The organism is Chryseobacterium sp. CT-SW4 (assembly GCF_048572715.1).
Taxonomy (GTDB): Bacteria; Bacteroidota; Bacteroidia; order Flavobacteriales; family Weeksellaceae; genus Chryseobacterium.
Genome location: NZ_CP183840.1, coordinates 1,927,384 through 1,946,170, shown reverse-complemented (window position 1 = coordinate 1,946,170; position 18,787 = coordinate 1,927,384). Strand labels below are relative to the sequence as shown.

General features: G+C 38.3%; 14 protein-coding genes. 7 read left to right on the top strand and 7 right to left on the bottom strand.

Annotated elements, in window-relative coordinates; translation table 11 throughout:
* The first annotated feature begins 2 nt into the window (after positions 1-2).
* The 4 genes from ABJ974_RS08820 to ABJ974_RS08805 are packed head-to-tail and all read left to right on the top strand — an operon-like array spanning position 3 to position 5,974.
* A complete protein-coding gene (locus ABJ974_RS08820; RefSeq protein ID WP_419867876.1) occupies positions 3-1,433 on the top strand; it encodes a glycoside hydrolase family 30 protein in 1,431 nt (476 codons plus the stop codon).
* A gap of 12 nt (positions 1,434-1,445) precedes the next feature.
* Entirely contained in the window at positions 1,446-3,677 is a 2,232-nt protein-coding gene (locus ABJ974_RS08815; RefSeq protein ID WP_419867875.1) for a glycoside hydrolase family 3 N-terminal domain-containing protein, read from the top strand.
* 10 nt (positions 3,678-3,687) lie between these two features.
* Entirely contained in the window at positions 3,688-4,500 is an 813-nt protein-coding gene (locus ABJ974_RS08810) for a glycoside hydrolase family 16 protein (protein WP_419867874.1), read from the top strand.
* Between the two features lie 34 nt (positions 4,501-4,534).
* Positions 4,535-5,974 carry a glycoside hydrolase family 30 protein gene (locus tag ABJ974_RS08805; RefSeq protein ID WP_419867873.1) on the top strand — a complete coding sequence of 480 codons (1,440 nt, stop codon included), beginning with the start codon at positions 4,535-4,537 and terminating at the stop codon, positions 5,972-5,974.
* 85 nt (positions 5,975-6,059) lie between these two features.
* Here ABJ974_RS08805 and ABJ974_RS08800 read toward each other — a convergent pair whose 3' ends face one another.
* The 6 genes from ABJ974_RS08800 to ABJ974_RS08775 form a co-directional block, all read right to left on the bottom strand.
* Positions 6,060-6,872, bottom strand: a complete 813-nt coding sequence (locus tag ABJ974_RS08800; protein WP_419867872.1) for an enoyl-ACP reductase FabI — start codon at positions 6,870-6,872, stop codon at positions 6,060-6,062.
* Between the two features lie 118 nt (positions 6,873-6,990).
* The gene (locus ABJ974_RS08795; RefSeq protein WP_419867871.1) at positions 6,991-7,290 is read right to left on the bottom strand and encodes a hypothetical protein; all 300 of its coding nucleotides are present in this window, start codon (positions 7,288-7,290) and stop codon (positions 6,991-6,993) included.
* A gap of 175 nt (positions 7,291-7,465) precedes the next feature.
* Entirely contained in the window at positions 7,466-9,286 is a 1,821-nt protein-coding gene (locus ABJ974_RS08790; protein ID WP_419867870.1) for an IucA/IucC family protein, read from the bottom strand.
* Positions 9,258-9,860 carry a GNAT family N-acetyltransferase gene (locus tag ABJ974_RS08785; RefSeq protein ID WP_419867869.1) on the bottom strand — a complete coding sequence of 201 codons (603 nt, stop codon included), beginning with the start codon at positions 9,858-9,860 and terminating at the stop codon, positions 9,258-9,260. The genes ABJ974_RS08790 and ABJ974_RS08785 overlap by 29 nt, the downstream gene beginning before the upstream one ends.
* Entirely contained in the window at positions 9,841-11,169 is a 1,329-nt protein-coding gene (locus ABJ974_RS08780) for a lysine N(6)-hydroxylase/L-ornithine N(5)-oxygenase family protein (protein ID WP_419867868.1), read from the bottom strand. The genes ABJ974_RS08785 and ABJ974_RS08780 overlap by 20 nt, the downstream gene beginning before the upstream one ends.
* A 2-nt stretch (positions 11,170-11,171) precedes the next feature.
* Positions 11,172-12,710, bottom strand: a complete 1,539-nt coding sequence (locus ABJ974_RS08775; RefSeq protein ID WP_419867867.1) for a pyridoxal phosphate-dependent decarboxylase family protein — start codon at positions 12,708-12,710, stop codon at positions 11,172-11,174.
* Between the two features lie 167 nt (positions 12,711-12,877).
* Here ABJ974_RS08775 and ABJ974_RS08770 point away from each other — a divergent pair, with 167 nt between their 5' ends.
* Entirely contained in the window at positions 12,878-13,435 is a 558-nt protein-coding gene (locus ABJ974_RS08770; protein WP_419867866.1) for a DNA-3-methyladenine glycosylase I, read from the top strand.
* A 50-nt stretch (positions 13,436-13,485) separates the two neighbouring features.
* Here the strand turns inward: ABJ974_RS08770 and ABJ974_RS08765 are convergent, their stop codons facing one another.
* Positions 13,486-14,340: a nucleoside phosphorylase gene (locus ABJ974_RS08765; protein ID WP_419867865.1), complete on the bottom strand. Its 855-nt coding sequence runs from the start codon at positions 14,338-14,340 to the stop codon at positions 13,486-13,488.
* Between the two features lie 327 nt (positions 14,341-14,667).
* Here ABJ974_RS08765 and ABJ974_RS08760 point away from each other — a divergent pair, with 327 nt between their 5' ends.
* Positions 14,668-16,500, top strand: coding sequence for a cytochrome-c peroxidase (locus ABJ974_RS08760; RefSeq protein ID WP_419867864.1), 1,833 nt, complete (start codon positions 14,668-14,670; stop codon positions 16,498-16,500).
* A 128-nt stretch (positions 16,501-16,628) separates the two neighbouring features.
* Positions 16,629-18,776: an alkaline phosphatase PhoX gene (locus ABJ974_RS08755; protein WP_419867863.1), complete on the top strand. Its 2,148-nt coding sequence runs from the start codon at positions 16,629-16,631 to the stop codon at positions 18,774-18,776.
* The last annotated feature ends 11 nt before the right edge of the window (positions 18,777-18,787 follow it).

The following is an 18,787-nucleotide window of genomic DNA, read 5'->3' as shown; positions in this document are numbered from 1 at the left end:
TTATGAAGTTTCACAGTTTATATAGTTTCTTTTTAAAAAGTACCGCACTTAGTTGTGTGGTACTTTTACCTTTTACATCATGCAGTACCACTTCCCTTAATAAAAATCCGGATACGGTTCAGACATGGCTTACCAAAGGAGATGAAAGCATAAAATTACAACAGCAAAGCCCTTTGTATTTTACCAATACTCCCAATACCCATCAGAATATTGAAGTGGATGCCAGCCAGAAATTTCAATATGTTGATGGATTTGGATATACCTTAACAGGAGGCAGTGTTGAAGTATTAAACCGACTTTCAGAATCCAAAAGAAATGCCTTGTTACAGGAACTCTTCGGGAAGAAAGCCCATGCGATTTCTGTCAGTTATCTAAGGCTGAGCATTGGTGCATCCGACCTTGATGGCGAAGTGTTTTCTTATAATGATCTGCCGGAAGGAAAAACAGATCTTTCCCTTGAGCATTTCAGCCTTGCAAGAGATAAAGAGCTGATTGCCATGTTAAAGCAAATCCTGAAGATCAATCCTGCCATTAAAATTATTGCAGCTCCCTGGTCGGCACCGGTTTGGATGAAGGATAACGGCCAATCCAAAGGAGGAAGCCTAAAACCTGAATATTATGGAGTATATGCTAAGTATTTCGTTAAATATATCCAGGGAATGAAAAAAGAAGGAATCACCATTGATGCCGTTACCCCACAGAATGAACCTTTACATCCGGGGAATAATCCAAGCTTATATATGCCTTCCGATAGCCAGAAAGATTTTATTAAAAATTACTTGGGACCTGCTTTCCGGTCCAATGGAATTAAAACTAAAATTGTAGTATACGATCATAACTGCAATAAACCCGAATATGCCACTGATATTTTAAGTGATCCGGAAGCTTATCAGTATATTGACGGGTCTGCTTTCCATTTATATGAAGGTGAAATATCCGCCTTAAGTACCGTTCACAATGCTTTTCCGGATAAGAATCTATATTTTACGGAGCAATGGACGGGAGCAAAAGGAACCTTCAATGAAGATTTAAACTGGCATACCCAAAATGTAATCATCGGCTCCATGCGTAACTGGAGTAAAATTGCTTTGGAATGGAACCTGGCCAATGATGAACAGTTCAAACCTCATACTCCGGGTGGCTGTACGGAATGTAAAGGAGCTATTACAGTTTCAGGAGCGGAAACTTTTACAAAAAATGTAGGGTATTATATAATTGCCCATGCTTCTAAATTTATTCCTGCCGGTTCACACAGAATTGCTTCTACACAAACGAAAGATCTTTCCACGGCAGCATTTGTAACACCAAAAGGAGAAAAAGCTTTAATCGTACAAAACGGATCATCCGATACACAGACATTTAATATAAAATATAACGGAAAAACAGCAGTGGTAAATCTTCCCGGAAGATCCGTTGCTACTTACGTATTCTAAAAAAGAACAGACATGAAGAAGAAATGCCTTTTAGTATTATTTTCAGCATTAGGAATCGGTGCTTACGCCCAGAAATCCCAGAAAACCATAGATCAGAAAGTTTCAGAACTTCTATCAAAGATGACCCTGGAAGAAAAAGTGGGGCAGTTGGTTCAGTACAGCGGTTTTGAATATGCAACCGGTCCTCAGAACTCCAATTCTGCTACGGTGTTGGAAGAAATAAAGAAAGGTAAAGTGGGCTCCATGTTAAATGTATTCGGAGCGCAGGAAACCATAGCATTTCAAAAACTGGCGCTACAGTCCAGGTTGAAAATTCCGTTATTATTCGGGCAGGATGTAGTTCATGGCTATCGGACTACTTTTCCTGTTAATCTCGGACAGGCAGCAAGTTGGGACTTAGGATTAATTGAAAAGTCAGAAAGAATAGCTGCGACAGAAGCTTCTGCATATGGGATCCATTGGACATTTGCCCCGATGGTGGATATAGGAAGAGATCCGAGATGGGGAAGAGTAATGGAAGGTTCGGGAGAAGACACTTATCTGGGAACACATATCGGACTGGCCCGTATCAGAGGGTTTCAGGGTAAAGGCTTAGGAAACCTTGATGCTATAATGGCTTGTGCCAAACACTTTGCAGCCTATGGAGCGGCAGTAGGCGGAAGAGATTATAATTCCGTAGATATGAGTTTAAGACAATTGTATGAAACTTATCTTCCACCTTTTAAAGCCGCAGCAGAAGCAGGTGTAGCCACTTTTATGAACTCCTTTAATGATATTAACGGAATTCCTGCCACTGCCAATCAGTATATTCAGAGAGAGCTCTTGAAAGGAAAGTGGAACTATCAGGGCTTTGTGGTTTCAGATTGGGGAAGTATAGGGGAAATGGTTCCTCACGGATATGCGAAAGACAGCAAAGAAGCAGCAGAAAAAGCCATTTTAGCCGGAAGTGATATGGATATGGAAAGCCGTTCTTATATGGCTGCACTCCCTCAGCTGGTACAGGAAGGAAAAGTGGATATTAAACTTATCGATGATGCTGCCAGAAGAATTTTAATAAAGAAATTTGAGATGGGTCTGTTTGATGATCCGTTCAGGTTCAGCAGTGATAAAAGACAGAAGGAACAAACCAATAACCCGGAAAACAGAAAGTTCGGAAGAGAATTTGGTGCTAAAAGTATTGTTTTACTTAAAAATCAGAATAACCTTCTTCCTATTTCCAGATCAACAAAAACCGTGGCGCTGATCGGACCTTTTGGTAAGGAAACCGTGGCCAATCATGGCTTTTGGTCTATTTCATTTAAAGATGATAATCAACGGATCATTACCCAATATGAAGGTATTAAAAATCAATTGGATAAAAATTCGACCTTGCTGTATGCTAAAGGATGTAATGTGGATGATCAGGATAAATCTATGTTTGCCGAAGCAGTAGAAACAGCAAAAAAAGCGGATATTGTTATTATGACTTTAGGAGAAGGGCCAGCTATGAGTGGAGAGGCCAAAAGCAGAAGCAATATACATTTTTCCGGGGTACAGGAAGACTTACTGAAGGAAATTGCAAAAACAGGAAAACCTATTGTATTGATGGTTAATGCCGGAAGACCCTTAGTCTTTAACTGGGCTGCGGATCATATTCCGGCGATCATGTATACATGGTGGCTGGGAACAGAAGCAGGGAACTCCATAGCAGATGTGCTTTTTGGAACGGTAAATCCAGGAGGAAAACTTCCAATGTCATTTCCAAGAACCGAAGGGCAGATTCCTATCTATTATAATCATTACAATACCGGAAGGCCAGCTAAAAATAATACGGACCGGAACTATGTTTCTGCCTATATCGATTTAGATAATGATCCGAAATATCCTTTTGGTTACGGATTAAGCTATACTCAGTTTAAATATTCGGATTTTACGGTAAGCTCCTCAAACCTTAAAGGGAATCAGACTTTAGATGTAAATGTAAAAGTTTCGAATATGGGAAAATATGATGGGGAAGAGGTTGTTCAGCTTTACATCAGGGATTTGGTGGGAAAAGTGGTAAGACCTGTAAAAGAACTGAAAGGATTTAAAAAAGTAATGATTAAAAAAGGAGAAACACAGACGATTAATTTTAAATTGACGCCTGAAGATCTTAAATTTTATGATGATGAACTGAACTATGACTGGGAAGGAGGTGAATTTGACATTATGGTAGGGACAAGCTCTCAGGAAGTTCAGACTAAAAGAATTAACTGGATTAAATAATTGAACAGGGATGAAAGTCGGGATTAAAAATTGGGGAAAGTTAGGTATAAGTGGGATTTTATTATTTTCTCTTTCTTACTGCACATCAAAATCTATTTCGGGGAAACAACTTATTTGGAGTGATGAGTTTAATTATAACGGGCTCCCGGATTCTTCAAAATGGAATTATGATGTGGGAGGAGACGGGTATGGAAATAATGAAGCTCAGTTTTATACCAAAGACCGCCTGGAAAATGCCAGGGTAGAAAAAGGAAATCTTATTATAGAAGCACGTAAAGAAGATTGGAAAATGAATAAATATACTTCGGCAAGGCTTTTAACTAAAGGTAAATTTTCCTTTCAGTACGGTACGGTGGAGGTAAGGGCTAAACTTCCCGAAGGCCGTGGTACATGGCCTGCTATCTGGATGATGAGTGAGAACATGAAGAAGTGGCCGGATGACGGAGAATTGGATATCATAGAGCATGTAGGTTTTAATCCCGGTTTTATCCACGCATCGGTACATACTAAGAAATACAACCATATCCAGGGAACCCAGAAAACAGATACGCTTATTGTAAAGGATGCAAGTGAAAAATTCCATGTGTACAAAGCTGACTGGAAACCGGAGAAAATTGATGTTTATATTGATGATCAGAAGTTCTTCACCTATGAAAACAAAGAGAAGACCTATGAGGCCTGGCCATTTGACCAGCCTGCTTTTATTATTTTAAACTTAGCGGTAGGAGGCTTCTGGGGAGGAAAAGAAGGAATAGATAATTCGGTTTTTCCTCAGAAATATTATATAGACTATGTAAGGGTTTACCAGAATAAAAACAAATGAAAGTGAATTGTAGTCAGAAAATAGAAAGATAAATATGAATAAACTAATTGTAAGTTGTTTTGTAATCGGGATGATGAGCCAGGTAAATGCTCAGAATTACTGGAAAAAGAATACGGGCAAAACTGCCAGAGTGTACCTTACGCATTCCAAAACCAATGAAAAAATGGCGGATAAAGGAACGGTTACCTTTGCCCCATTCAGCCAGCCTAAAGAAACGGATGCCTGCATTTTTGTAGATCCCGATTTCAAATTTCAGAAGCTTATAGGAATAGGAGGAGCTATTACAGATGCCTCTGCAGAAACATTTTATAAGCTTCCTAAAAACAAACAGAAAGAAATTATTGAGGCTTATTACGGAAAAAACGGATTGGGATATACCGTGGTCCGTACCAATATGAACTCATGTGATTTCTCCAGTGATTCCTATACCTATGTTGCCGTTAATGATACTTCTTTGAAATCATTTAATCTGGCACATGATGAAAAATACAAAATTCCTATGATCAAAGAAGCCCAAAAAGCCATAGGCAATCAATTTACTTTTTATTTTTCCCCTTGGAGTCCGCCGGCCTGGATGAAGTCCAATAAGAGTATGCTCAAAGGAGGAAGACTGGAAAATCAGTATTATCAGACTTGGGCGGATTATTATATTAAGTTTATTAAAGGATATGAAAAGCAGGGAATTAATGTATGGGGATTAACTGTTCAGAACGAACCTATGGCAACCCAAACGTGGGAATCCTGTATCTATACTGCGGAAGAGGAGGGTGAGTTCCTTAAAAATAATTTAGGACCCAGTCTCTGGAAAAATGGCTTTAAAGATAAAAAGGTAATGATCTGGGACCATAACAGGGATTTGATTTACCAGAGGGCCACCACTACTTTAAGTGATCCGGAAACTTCAAAATATGCTTCGGGAATAGGCTACCACTGGTATGAAACGTGGAACAATAAAACCCAGTTATTTGATAACCTGCTGGAAACCCAGAGAGCTTTTCCCGATAAGTTCCTGGCCTTTACCGAAGGATGCAAAGAACAGTTCGATAGGTCGAAAATTTATGATGTGAGCTTGGGGGAACTTTACGGAAGAAATATGCTGAATGACTTTAATAAAGGAACTGCCTTATGGACGGACTGGAATGTTCTTTTGGATGAAACCGGAGGTCCCAACCATGTCGGGAATTTTTGTTTTGCACCTATCATAGCGGATACCAAAACCGGAGAACTCCATTATACCTATGAATACTATTATGTAGGACACGTTTCCAAATTTATAAAACCTAATGCCCAAAGAATCGGAACTTCCTCAAACAGGGCTGCGCTAACGTCCACAACCTTTATGAATGAAAACGGACAACTGGTAACGGTTATTATGAATGATTCGGATAATGATATAGATACCCATCTGTGGATCGAAGGAATGGCTGTCAGCCTTTCTGCGCCCGCCCATTCCATACAGACTGTAATATTATAACTTCATATTTACATTTTTTTATTAAAGAAACCCGGCAGCCTCATCGAGGCTGCCGGGTTTTATATTTTTATGATAGTATTGAAGTTTATTGTTGACCTTCATATCTGTCAATAACTCTCTGGGAAACTCCAACGTTACTGAACCCACCGTCATGGAAAAGATTCTGCATCGTTACTTTTTTCGTCAGTTCGGAAAACATAGTGATGCAATAGTTGGCACAATCCGCAGCCGAAGCATTTCCTAGAGGAGACATATCTTCCGCATATCCTAAGAAACCTCCGAAACCTTTAACTCCGCTTCCTGCTGTAGTAGGAGTAGGAGACTGGGAAATCGTATTTACGCGTACTTTTTTCTCTCCCCAGTAATACCCGAATGTTCTGGTAATACTTTCCAGATAAGCTTTGTTATCCGCCATATCGTTATAATCCGGGAACGTTCTTTGTGCTGCAATATAAGTAAGAGCCAATATGCTTCCCCATTCATTCATACAGTCTTTTTCCCAGGCTACACGCATTACCTTATGGAAAGAAACGGCGGAAACATCCCAGCCTTTTTCCAACCAGTCATAATTCATTTCAGTATAATGTTTACCTTTTCTTACATTAACGGACATTCCTATAGAGTGTAGAATAAAGTCTATTTTACCAAATTTTGCTATGGCTGCATCAAATAGTTTTTCAAGATCTTCGATAGAGGTAGCATCAGCTCCTATTACTTCTGATCCAGTTTTTTCAGCCAAAGCATTCAATTCTCCCATTCTCATTGCAATCGGAGCATTAGAAAGAATGAATTCAGCACCTTCTTCATGACATCTTTCCGCAACTTTCCATGCTATAGACTGTTCATTAAGGGCTCCAAAAATAATTCCCTTTTTGCCTTTAAGTAAACCGTATGACATAATTTTTTAATGTTTATTGTAGCTACAAATGTAACAATAATTTGTGCTTGGTGCATAATAAAAAACGGTACCTTTTTGAAAAGGTACCGTTTTTTTGAAATATTTATATGACTGAAATTTAATTAGTCTTCTTATTCCATTCTGCTTTTACATCCTCTGCAGCATCTTTTGTTTTTTCCCAGGCTTCACTTGCTTTATCTTTTACATCATCCCAGGCTTCGGAAAAATTAGATTTAACTTTATCAAACCAGTCATTTTCATTTACATCCTCATTATTATCTTTCTTTTCTTTAATAAACTCTCTTGCTTTGTCTGCCAGGTCATTGATTTTCCATTTTACATTGTCCGTAGCATTTTGAAGATTGTCTTCTGTTTTGTTTACAGCATTTTCTGCTTTGTTATAATCCGAATTGTTCATAATATTTATTATTTTGATAGTAATAAATCAACAATAACTATTCCTAAAAACAGATTTTGATGTTAAATTTTTCATAATCAATGTTATAATTTTCTAAAACCGTTGATTTTTTTATGCAAATATTCTTTTATATAAACAGCCATGATGCGTTAAACACTCCATGGCTATAACAACATTACACCAAAATTTTCTTGTATTGTGAAATAGGGTTTTTTAATTCTCCTACAAACTGCAAGCTTCCCGAAGGGTCTTCCAGATTTACCATTTGTTTATTGTTTTTAATTTGTAAACGGTTGAGACAGGAAATTTTGAAAGTAGGTTCAAACAGATCATACTTGTCAAATTTTTCTTTTAAATCCGGTCTTTCTTCCTGATAATGTATGATCTTATCAGCTACGAGCTTCCAGAAATCCTCTTCTGAAAAGTCCGTATGATCATGAATAATGGCTGATAAATACCTTAGGAAACAGTCGAAAACATCTGTAAACAGACTGTAAACTTTATGTTCTTCCGGGATTTTCACACTTATTCTGCTTATTTCTTCCGGAAGTTCGGTTTCCGTATTGAGCAATACCACTTCTTCGGCAATATCTTTCATTATGATTTTTACCGGAGTATAATTTTCCAGAATCAGGATAAGGTTCTCTCCATGAGGCATATAGACAAGATCATGCGCATAAAAGCAATGAACTAACGGAAGAAGATAAAGGTCCAGATATCTGCTGATCCATTCCTTTGGACTGATTCCTGATTTTTTAATAAGTTCAGCTGCTAAAGAACTGTCATGATTATCCAGGTGAAGAAGTCCCGCCATGGTCATCAGGCGTTCGTTTTTCTTTATATGCGGTAGGGGACTTTCTCTCCATAATGCCGCCAGCATTTTGGTATAGGGTGTATGATTGGATTGAAGAGCTTTTTCATAATATTCACTTCGGTACCCGATTGCTGCAATTTCTTTTAAGATAATAAAGCCTTTTTCCTGGAGATAAGGATCATTTTTCACCAGGTTTTCCACCCATTCGTTAATTGCAGGAGTGGCCTTCATATAATAAGGGGAAAGTCCTCTCATGAACCCCATATTCAGGACGGACATCGCTGTTTTTACGTAAGATTTTTCCGGATGGCGGGTATTAAAGAAGGTCCGTATGGACTGCTGGGCACGATAGGTATCTTCAGTCTCTCCCAGAAGGATAATATGCTGTTGAGCCACTTCCGGTGAAAAAGTAGGGTTCATCTTATTATACCACTGCCAGGGATGAACAGGCATATAATAAAATTTCTTTGGATCTAAGTTCCGGCTCCGGATTTTCCCGTCGAATTTCCTTCTGGTTTCCGGTGACAGTTCCTGTTCCATTAGCTGTTCAAAGCTGAGATCTTTTTTAGAGGAAAATACACTTCGTTCTTTATTGACAGCAATCCATAAAAGACGGATTTCATATTGGGATTCAGGTGCATATTTATAATAATCATCGGCACTGAACCCGATTCTTCCGTTATTGGCAATGAAAGTAGGATGTCCCGTAGTGGAGCCTTCTATCGTCTGATAATCAGCATCAGCAAGTATAACCGAATCATTTTCCCGGTTTAAGACCTGGGCCCTGGCATACAAAGTACTGGTCACTTCTTCTATATAGATGGGTAGAACGTCCTGGGAGAACCCAAGTTCTTCTTTACAATCTATAATAAAGTGTATTACATCCGGGGGAGTTTCCTTTCCGTCTTTGATTCTTTTAATAGAGTTTGCATCAATAGCCCAATGATCAAGGGCTCTTTTGCGGGCTCTGAATGTATAAGAAATTTCACTTCCCGTATTTTCAGGAATGAGCTCATAGTATCCCCAGCCATCGGTTTCATGAAGAAGCTTTGGCTTAATAAGCTGTTCATGGGCAAACTCAGCCAAGGCTTTTTGGGTAAGATATAAATTGGCTTTCGCCCAGTTATCAGGATGAAGATGCTCAATTGTTTTTTCAGGGCTGATGATTTGGTTCTGATTCATAGGATTTATTTTGTAATGCTTGTTTAAATTGTTCACGGGTACAAAGCTCCAGGTAAGCTTTTTTCTCTAAAAGCTGTATTTTTTTATGACGTACAAATCCTGCTTTCCTGTTGAGCCTATGGATTTTGTCGTTTCGTATGTCCGGTTCCACGACAATACGCTGTATACTTTCGTCAGAGAACAGAAATTCCATGGCAGTACGGAAAACATTCCAGGTAAAAGAGTTGATCTTTTTGGTAGGCGGCGCTACCAGAATATGCATCCCGTAATCGGAATCCTCAACATCGTAATATCTCGACAATACGTGCTTAGGGTGGTAACATTCCAGCAAAAAGGAAGGCTGATCTTCAAAATATCCCATATAAACTTCATAATCCTCAGTTCCTAGAAGACCTTCATAAACTTCCTTAACTTCTTCTACACTTGTTCCCTGCATTTGCCAGTATTTTGCATATTCCTGGTTAACCCATTCATGGATAAAGGGGATATGATTTTTGAGGTTGAGAGGAAAGACTGAAAATGTTCCTAAGTCTTTAACCGTTCTGGAAAAAACATTATTTAGTACTGGTTTCATATTGTGGTGATGTAATTAGGTTTTCATACGCCCCGAATTTCTGGAAGGCGATGCGTTCTTCTATAGGATAAATATCTTTACCCGTAACTTCCCGGAGTATGTAGGAATTACGGTAGCAGACCATTCCGAGGTCAGGAGTGACAAAGCCATGGGACTCCAATTCTGCATTCTGCACAAAGATTTCTCCACCATTTTTATCAATGCTGTAATTCCTCTGTACATCAAACTTATTAGGGTTCTTCCAATTAATTCTCTCTTTTATTCCAAGCAGGAACTCAGGGAGCATATATTTGTACCCGGTGCAAAGAAGGAGTGCATCCGTATGAAAGTTAAAGTTTTCTTCCTGCTCGGTATGATAAAATTCAAGATCTATTTTTCCATCCGAATATTTGGCTCCTACACATTCTGAATTGGTAAGAAGGTTCGTTTTAAAATCACACGTAAGACGTTTGGTGTACAATAAATCAAAAATATCATTGATCAGGCTTTCATTGATTCCTTTATATAAAGAATTTTGTTTTTTTAATAATTCTCTTCTCTTCTCCGCAGGAAGACCATAGAAATAATCTACATATTCAGGAGAGGTAAGTTCTAAAGTAAGCTTGTTATATTCCATCTGGAAAAAATGAGAAGACCTCGTGATCCAGTTCAGCTCGTAACCATAAACATCTATATCCTGTAATAGATCATAATAAATTTCAGCTGCACTTTGCCCGCTGCCTATGATGGTGATTGTTTTTTCAGACTGCAGTTCTTTCTTTTTATAAAGATATTCCGAAGAGTGGGAAACTTTATTTTTAAGGGGTGCAAAGAAAGGGGGAGTATAAGGGGAAGTTCCTGTTCCTAAAACAATTCTTTCCGCCCTGTAGCTTTCCGTAGTTTCGCTGTTATTATTGTGAACTTTAATAAGATAATTTCCCTGTTCCTCATCATACAGAATATCTTTTACATCATGATTAAAACGGAGATTGCTTAGCTTTTCTATGGCCCATTGACAATACTGGTTATATTCCTTTCTGAGGAGATAGAAGTTTTCCCGGATATAAAAAGAATATATTCTCCCTTTTTCTTTTATATAATTAAGAAAGCTGAACTCACTGGTGGGATCTGCAAGCGTTACCAGATCTGCAAGAAAAGGAATCTGCAGGGTGGTGTCCTGCATCATCATTCCCGGATGCCAGTTAAACTCCTGAGCCCGGTCGAAGAATAAAGTATCAAGTTCTTTTACAGGCTGTGCGAGACAGGCTAAGCTTAAGTTAAAGGGGCCTACTCCGATGCCTATGATGTCATAAATTTTTTCTTGTTTCATAATTATATAAGGTGTTTAGATTGTTGTTCTCCTGTTTCTTCGATAAGGTCAATTACTTTTTGTATTTCCTCAATGGTGGTCATGGGATTGAGTAGGGTGAACTTCAGATAAAATTCATTTTTTACTTTAGTTCCTGCGATCATGGCCTTCCCACTTTCGAATATGGCCTTTTTTATGTTCTGATTGAGTTGGGTGAGCCTGTTGTCTGGGAAATTTTTAGGAATATACCGGAAAACTAAGGCGCTTATCTCAGGATAATTTAATACTTCAAAATTGTCTCTATTGTTCAGCACATGAAATGTTTCCTTGCTGAGCTCTATGATTTCATCAATATAATTTCCTAATTTATCTTCTCCTACCGTACGGAGGGTAAACCAGAATTTCAAAGCGTCAAACCGACGGGTTGTCTGTATCGATTTTTTAACCAGATTGGGAATTCCGTCGGCTTCCTGTTCCTTTGGATTCAGATAGTCTGCATAGTACTGGATAAAGCTGGTATTGCGATGATCTTTCATCAAAAACATACTTGCGCTTATGGGCTGAAAAAAGGTCTTATGCAGATCAATGGTACAGGAATCCGAATATTCTATACCGGATAATCGTGTACGTTGCTTTCTGCTTAGAAGAAGACCTCCTCCATACGCTGCATCTACATGAAACCATATGGAATGTTCTCTCGCTATTGCAGCGATTTCCGTCAGGGGATCAATCGAACCGAAATCCGTAGTTCCTGCGGTGGCAATAATGGCAATCGGCAAATTACCCTGCCTTTTTTCTTCTAGGATCATCTGTTCCAGTAAGGAAAGATCCATCTTATATTGCAGATCTACCGGAACACTTACAATGGCATCCTTTCCGAGTCCCAGTATGCTGGCTCCCTTACTTAGGCTGAAATGACTCACTTCGGAACAAAAGATCCTGAATTTTTTTGCATCGGAAGGAAGACCATGCTGGTCAGGAATCATATCATAATTTTTTTTGATATAGGTATCTCTTGCCAGCAATAAGCCCATAAGATTGGACTGGGTTCCGCCACTGGTAAAAATTCCGTCGAAGCCTTCCTGATAGCGTATTTTTTTTCCCATCCATTCTACCAGGCGAAGTTCGATTGCTGTGGCACCGATACTTTGATCCCAGGTATCCATTGAGCTGTTGATAGAGCTGATAATCATTTCTGCAGCCAGGGTAGGGATGAGTATGGGACAATTGAGATGGGCCACATATGAACTGTGATGGAATGCAGTAGCATTATCGATATAAATATCACACAGTTCCGACAGGCATTCTTTGATCGAAATAGTTTCCTTAGGATCAATGGGGATATGATCAATCTTATTTCTATTCCGGTGTACCGAAGTGTCGCCAAGTGGATTTTGCCGGGTTTGTAAAAAATGAGTGATCACTTCAAGAGTGTCCCGAACTGTTTTTTCATAGTAGTTCACGTTTTCGGGATTTCCGCTAAAGATATCCCGGTAATGGGAATCTCCGATAAAGGCTTTTGAGAAAGACTTTGTCTCAAATTTTGCTTCCATAAATTTCATCAATTTGGATTTTAACAATACAATATTACAATTTTTATTTAATCTAAATAAAAATAATTTATAATTATTTTGTTGATAAGTAAATAATACAGTGTGACAGAAATGCAGAATACTCATGCTTCGTCTGAATTATTTTGGATGTATATTTGTGTAAATAAATATTGATTATGGAAATAATACGCTGTGGATGGTGTGAAAAAGATGATCTGTACCGTAAATATCATGATGAGGAATGGGGCAGACCCATATATGATGATGAAACTATTTTTGAATTTCTGATTTTGGAAAGTTTCCAGGCCGGATTAAGCTGGTATACGATCCTTACCAAAAGAGATAATTTCAAAAAGGCTTTCGATCAGTTTGATTATAAGAAGATAGCCCAATATAAAGAAGATAAGGTAGAAGAACTCATGCAGAATCCGGGAATTATCCGGAACAGGCTTAAAATATTGGCTACCATCACCAATGCCCAGCGATTTCAGGAAATACAGAAAGAATTTGGAAGTTTTTCCAAATATATCTGGGGATTTGTAGGAGGAAAACCTTTAGATAATAATCCTAAGGGGCTGAAAGATATTCCTGCAACATCGGAGATTTCCGATGCTTTATCCAAAGACCTTAAAAAAAGAGGATTCAAGTTTATGGGCTCCACGGTAGTATATGCTCATATGCAGGCCACAGGGATGGTCAATGATCATATCGAGGGATGTTTTGTAAGAAACTGATATTTAAATAAAAAAACCGGGATTTTAAATTTAAAATCCCGGTTTTTTTATTATTTGATAATTCTGTCCAATACCCATTGTATCAGTTTCTTTTCAGAAGCATGGTGGTCTGCGGAAAATTCTCCTCGTCTCCTGTTGGCAATGACATTGTTTACAGTAAGTGCTTTGTGACCCAATAATTTGGAAAGCCCATATATCGCTGAGGTTTCCATTTCAAAATTGGTTACCCCCAGATCATTTAAGGTTTCTAAGAACCGGTCATCCACCGCTTTTAATCGTAACTGTCTGCCCTGAGGTGCATAAAAGCCGGGGAAAGTAGCAGTATTACCGTGGTAATCGGCATCTTTATAATATTCTGAGATGTCTTCTGACCAGTCCGAGAAATAAAGCATGGGCTTAATTTTTTCGTAAGGGAATTTTTCCAGAAAGTTTCTGGAAAACTCATTCTCAAAGGCATAATCCTGATAGAAATGCATGAGACCGTCCAGCCCTACAACATTTTGGGTAACCAGCATGCTGTCTACCTTTACATCGGGATTTACACTACCACATGTTCCCATACGGAAAAGCTCGAGAGAAGTATGCCCGGTTTTAAATTCCTTATTGCTAAGGTCTATATTAACAAGGGCATCTAGCTCATTCATTACGATGTCAATATTCTCGGTACCTATTCCGGTAGACATTACCGTAATCCTTTCTCCACGCAGCTTACCGGTATGGGTATAAAATTCTCTTTTGTTTTTTTTGATTTCAACGCTGTCAAAAAACTGGGAAACTCTTGCGACCCTGTCCGGATCTCCCACCAGAATGATTTTATCTGCAATATCTTCCGGTAAAAGATTAAGATGGTAAACGCTTCCGTCATCATTCAGTACGAGTTCTGATGCTGCAAGTTTATTTAGCATAATATATTCTGTTTAATTTGTAATTTTCTTTTAAAGAGGGCTTTATTTTTCCAGTCAGTATTAAAAAGACGGAAAAATAAGGATAAATATCCGTAAAATTTTGTTTTTATTCAGCTTTGCGGGCTGTTAATTCTTTTATTAATATTCCAAATCACTTTCCTTCATCATTACTTTAAAGAATAAGTCCTGTGGTAAAGACTTCATGGGAATAATAAATTATGTTTCACAAGTTAAAATTAATAAAATTTACCTGAAAATATAAACATTATTTAATTCTGAATTAAAATTAGGATAATGAAGACATTGTAGTTTTGCGGCTAAAAATTCATGAGAATCTATTCTATCATTGCAATTCTTGTTTTCGCAGCGTGTCTGGTAATGTCATTTAATCCTGTTTACAAAGGGACGGATAATGAGAATACATTTATAAACAGAGGATTAGCAGATTTTAAAGATAAGCTGGAAGTCCTGAAAACAGATGTAAACTTATTTTCACAGGATAAAATATCAGTTGAAAAACTGCAGGAATCTTTAACGTCAACAAGAAATTCATTTAAAGAAATAGAATTTTATATCGCCTATTATTACCCTGAATTTACAAAAACCGATATCAATGCGGCTCCATTATTCCGCATAGAAGCAGCCGGAACCACGGCTTATACGCTGCCTCCGAAAGGTTTACAGGTTTTAGATGAACTGATTTACTCCGAAGAAGCCATTCACGAAAAAGAAAAAATAAGAGAAATCACGGACTTTTTGTACAATGCTTACTCCAATTTTTATCTGAGTGCGTTGAAAAACGGTTTAAGTAAAGGAAAAAACAAAACATTGCCCCTCCGTATTGAATTGATAAGAATCTATACACTGGGAGTAACCGGATTTGATACGCCCGGCTCCCTTAATATCAGTCAGGAAGCAAAACATGCATTGACAGGGATAAAGGAATACCTTAATGATGATCCTTATTTTAGAAATTTTAATATTAAAAAAGCGAATATTCTCCTTTCCGACGGAATTGAATACCTTTCCCTAAACACTGATTTTGAAAGTTTTAACCATATTGAATTTTACAAAAAAATCATACAGCCATTGTATGAAGAATTGGGAAGCTGGGATGGTAACCCTGAGGACCTTAAAGAGTTTTCAGGCTGGAATATCAGCAATAAAAACTTTTTCAGCAGTGATTTTCTTGATCCGTACTTTTATACTTTGCTGGAAGGCTCCGAAGACAGTAAGGAATTGCAGTCTTTGGGGGAAAATATCTTTTTTGATAAAAGCTTAAGTGATAATCGTAAAATGAGCTGTGCAAGCTGTCATTTACCGGAAAATGCTTTTACAGATCTTAAAGCCAAATCAGAGAGCAATGTGGAAGGGAAAACCGTATTACGAAATTCACCGTCTTTGTACAATGCTGTATTTGCCAAAAGGTTCTTTTATGATATGCGTGCGTTCTATCTCGAGCAACAGGCAGAGCATGTTATTTATAATAAAGAAGAATTCAATACCAGCTATCAGAGTATTGTAAAAAAACTTAAGAATGATCCTCAGTATAAAAAGGCTTTTAAAAGAGCTTTTAAAAATGGAGAGGTTAACAAGCAGAACTTTTCCAAAGCATTAAGCTCTTATGTGGCTTCCCTTTACTCTTTTGAAAGTGATTTTGACCGTTTTATGAGAGGAGAAAAAGATGTTTCAGCAGATGTTCAGAAAGGTTTTAACCTGTTTATGGGTAAGGCGAACTGTGCGACCTGTCATTTTGCACCACACTTTTCCGGATTGGTTCCTCCGTTTTTTAATGAAAATGAATCCGAAGTATTGGGAGTTACAAAATCTCCAGTTACTAAGCTTCCCGCTATGCTTGATGAAGATAAAGGCAGGATCAGCAGTCCGGTGAAAAAAGAGAATTCCTGGATTTATGAAAATTCCTTTAAAACAATGACAGTAAGGAATGCCGCGCTTACCAAGCCCTATTTTCATAATGGAGCATTCAATACCCTGGAAGAAGTGATGGAGTTTTATAATGAAGGAGGAGGAGAAGGGATGGGCTTACCTATGAAAAACCAAACATTATCGCCGGATAAATTAAACCTTAGCCAAACCGAAATAAAGCAGATTATCGCTTTTCTCAATTCTCTTACGGATATCAGTAAAATTAAGAATTAACAATATCTTAACTCACTTAATATTGAGTTCCGAATTTCTTAATATTCATCAATATTTATTTAAAGTATTATTAATAAGAGCTTCGTGATTTAAAAATAGTTTTGCAAGGTCTAATAAATCAAATCAAAATGAAGAAAAAACTACTAACACTCGCGGCGCTTGCATTGGTTGTAAGTTCCACCCTGCAGGGACAGACATTTATCTTTAACAAAAACTCTTCCTGGAGCTATAAAGATAATAATCAGGCCCTGGCGGATCAATGGAAAAACACCAATTTTGATATTTCAGCATGGGCGGTGGGAAATGGACCTCTGGGATATGGTGATCCGGTAACAACAACGATCAATTCAGGGTTAACGGCGGCTTACTTTGCAAAAGATTTCAATGTTAATCTGGCAGACCTTTCCGATACCATGGAACTTGGAATAATGAGAGATGACGGAATTGTCGTGTATTTAAACGGGGAAGAAGTGGTAAGGGATAATATGCCTTCAGGAACTATTACCTTTGATACATGGTCCAGCAGCACTATTGACGGAGCTTCCGAAAGTGCTTACAATATTTTCACAATCCCTAAATCAAAATTTGTAAACGGCAATAACAGAATCTCAATAGAATTACATAACAGAGGGGCTTCAAGTTCAGATCTGAGAATTGATGCCTACCTTAAAACCATTAGTACCCCGCCACCTTCAGTAGCCTGTAATGCTGCCCATATTAGCTGCTTTACATCCATTGTTCCTACGGCCCAGACCGGAAAATTAATAATTCCTTTAGAGCATAAATATCAGATGATTCTTAAAGAAGGGGATAATTACACCGAAGGAGGAGGATTTGTAGGCGGGCAGAATGATTTCACAGCTTACGTGGCTAAAAATTCCAGCAGTACGAATGGTTATCTTTCCGTTAATCATGAAACCAATCCGGGCGGGGTTACCATGGCTGAAATAAATTATAACAATACCACCAAGCTTTGGCAGCTGACAAGATTAAGAGCTGTTGATTTCTCCACTCCCAGCTTGGTACAGACCATAAGAAACTGTTCAGGAGGAATTACTCCATGGGGAACGATAGTTACTGCTGAAGAATCGGTTACTTCAAATGATACCAATGGGGACGGCTATAAAGACTATGGATGGCTTATTGAAATAGATCCGGCAACGGCCCAGGTAATTACACAAAATGCAAATGGTTCCAAAGGAAAACTTTGGCAGATGGGAATTATGAATCATGAAAATGTGGTGATTAATAACCAGGGAACTGTTGCCTATTTCGGAGAAGACGGAGGAACTCATATGGTTTACAAATATGTCATGGATACCCCTAATAATCTGTCTTCCGGAGATTTATACGTATTAAAGCTGGATCAGGGATTAAGCGGTGGAGATCCCGTTGCCACAACAGCCACATGGATTCAGATCCCGAATAAAAACCAGGCGGACCAGAATAATACCACTTCTTTAGCCCAATCTTTAGGGGGAACCTCTTTCAATGGGGTGGAAGATGTGGATATCAGCCCGCTGGATGGCAGAATATATTTTACAGCTAAAGGACTGAATAAAGTTTACCGTTTAAAAGATGACGGAACAACCGCTTCTCAAGTAGAAACATTTGTAGGAGGGCTTACCACAACCTATTCATTTATGACAGAGCAGGGAATAAAATCAGAAGCGTGGGGAGATGGAAATGATAACCTGACTTTTGATGATTTAGGTAATCTTTGGGTGTTACAGGATGGTGGCAAAAATTATATTTGGGTAATAGCTCCGGATCATACACAGGCCAATCCTAAAGTGAAACTCTTTGCATCTATGCCTGCCGGATCAGAGCCTACCGGGCTTACCTTTACTCCGGATTATAAATTCGGTTTCTTCTCCGTACAGCACCCCAGCTCTACCATTTCTACCGACACGGATGCAACCGGTGGTATAATTGATTACCGGGGAAAATCCGCCACTATGGTAGTAGCATTAAAAGAGAATCTGGGAACAGCAGCAGTGCTGGGAACTGTTGATCATTCCACATCTGAAAATACTATTACTATTGCTCCGAATCCTACTTCGGGACTTGTAAAGCTTAACTCGCCGAAGGTATTAAAGAATCTTTCCGTTACGGCTTACAGCATGGATGGTAAAATTGTATTCAGTAAAAAATTCAACAGTCCGGTTTCAAAATTGGATCTGGATTTTACTTCACAGTTAGACACATCAAGAATCCTTCTTATCAATATAGAAGCGGAAGGTTTCCAAAAAACAGTTAAACTTCTAAAAAAATAAATTACTTATTC